This is a genomic window from Actinokineospora sp. (assembly GCF_050699995.1).
In the GTDB taxonomy this organism is placed as follows: Bacteria; Actinomycetota; Actinomycetes; order Mycobacteriales; family Pseudonocardiaceae; genus Actinokineospora.
In genome coordinates this window covers 1-1,846 of record NZ_JBOHGC010000309.1, presented here as the reverse complement: position 1 = coordinate 1,846, position 1,846 = coordinate 1, and the positions used below count along the sequence as shown (strand labels likewise).

Sequence of the window (1,846 nt, the reverse complement as noted above, 5' to 3'; positions counted from 1 at the left end):
GGCATGACCTCCTCCTCCGCCTTGCCGGACCGACGCCTGGCATCCGCCTCGCTCGGCCGTGCCTATTGGCGGGCGCTCTAAGCTTGAGTTTTAACCTTCCTGGTCGGCGGTGCTGGGCGGGGAGGTGTCTGTTGTGGGCTTGTTCTTTCCGACTGGGTAGCGCCTTCGTGGGGGTCGGGTGCTGCCTCGGGGACGGCCGGGGCCTGGCGCGGTGGGTTTCGGTCTTCTGGCCGGGGTGCCCAGCTTCCGGCGCAGGATGGGAAAACCTCGGCGGACGCGTCCGGGGGTGATCGGCTGCCCGGCGGGGATCGGCTTGTCCCAGGCCCGGCGCAGGTCGCCGGTGAGCGCACGGGCCAGGCGCAGCTGGGTGTGGGCGGCGACGATCAGCCAGGTCCAGCGTTCGCCCTGGGCGGGGGTGCGGATTTGCGGGGCGGTCCAGCCCAGGGTCTGTTTGAGCAGCCGGAAGGTGTGTTCGATGTCGAAGCGCCGCAGGTAGGTCTTCCACAGCAGGTCCAGGTCGAACAGGCCGCTGCCGGGGGCGTGGTGCCACAGCCACACCGGCTTGGGCGCGCGGTCACCGGGCAGGCGTTCGACCTGAACACGGATCACGGTGCCGCCCAGGACCGGCAGTTGACCGGTGTGGTGCTGCCATCCGGCCTGCCTGCCCAGCTTCTGGTGCAGGCCGTGCCACGCGGTGACCTGCACCGCGCCGTAACGCCGGCTGGTCGCATCGATGCGCTCATCGGGAGCCGGCAGCGTGTCCGGGAGGGCGAGTGCGAACCGCGCGCCGTGCCGCGGTGGCCGTCCCGGCTTGCCGTCGACCCGCGCGGCCGGGGCCGGGCCGTAGAACACCCGGTCGGACCGGACCCGGCCCAGGATCTGGACGTCCAGGCCGTCCTGGGCAGCCAGCCAGGCGATGCGGGTCAGGTCATAACCGGAGTCGAACGCGAACACCGCGGCCGGCCGCCCGGCCACCGCCCCGGCCGCCGACAGCCTCCCGATCACCCGCTTGACCTGCTCGAACGTCGCCACCGTGGCGTCGTCACCGGGATCTATGCGCACCGCGTCGAGCAACGCCGTCCACGACGAGGGACCCCACTCCAACCCGGCCGCGAAGGAGAACGGCCAGCCTGGAACGGTCTTGCGGGTCCCGTCGCACCGGCACGAGGTATGGCAATGGCACAGCCCCGGCGAGGTCACCGCGTCCGGGCGCGGCCACGGCGACACGTCCACCGCGATCTTCACCGGACCCGCATCCACCGGCCGCCACGACGAGGCGATCAGCCCGGCCAACATCCCGGTGTCAACCCCGCCACAGGCCAGCGCGTCATACAACGCGCCGTGCCCCCTGCGGAACGCCTTCTCCTCCGACAACCCAACCAGCGAACCCACCGGACCGCCCGCGGTCAGCACCGCATCGACGAGGTCGAACAACGCGTCGCCACGCCGCCCGAGACACGCATACAACCCGAGCCGGAAGGCGATCAGCCTCCCGTGGCACGCAACCGGATCAGTCTCGACCACCGCCCATAACCCTGGCATAGTCGGCCCCACGGCCACCCTCCTGCACCTTCGAAGCTTCAGCACTCCAAAGGATCGAGGGTGGCCGCCCACATGTCCCAGCGACACACCGAACCAAGCCCACGACCACAAACGCGTCCACAATGGCCGGTTAAAACTCAAGCTAAGCGCGCATCGGTGGTGTCGCGTGCCCGAGGGGCATCAGTAGTCCTTGTTGATGGTGCGTCGGTGGCCGAGACTGGCCGGGTGCAGTTCGGCGCGGGCGGGATTGGTCGGCTCGGTTAGCCGTTGAAGTGCTCCCACGCGAATCCGGGCTCTCGTGGGG

The 1,846-nt window shown here is 70.2% G+C and carries 1 protein-coding gene; it reads right to left on the bottom strand.

Going from position 1 to position 1,846, the window contains the following annotated elements; genetic code table 11:
* Nucleotides 1-90 precede the first annotated feature (90 nt).
* On the bottom strand, nt 91-1,524 hold the full coding sequence (locus tag ACRDSQ_RS15350) for an NF041680 family putative transposase (RefSeq protein WP_431421830.1): 1,434 nt from the start codon (nt 1,522-1,524) through the stop codon (nt 91-93).
* Nucleotides 1,525-1,846: the final 322 nt, after the last annotated feature.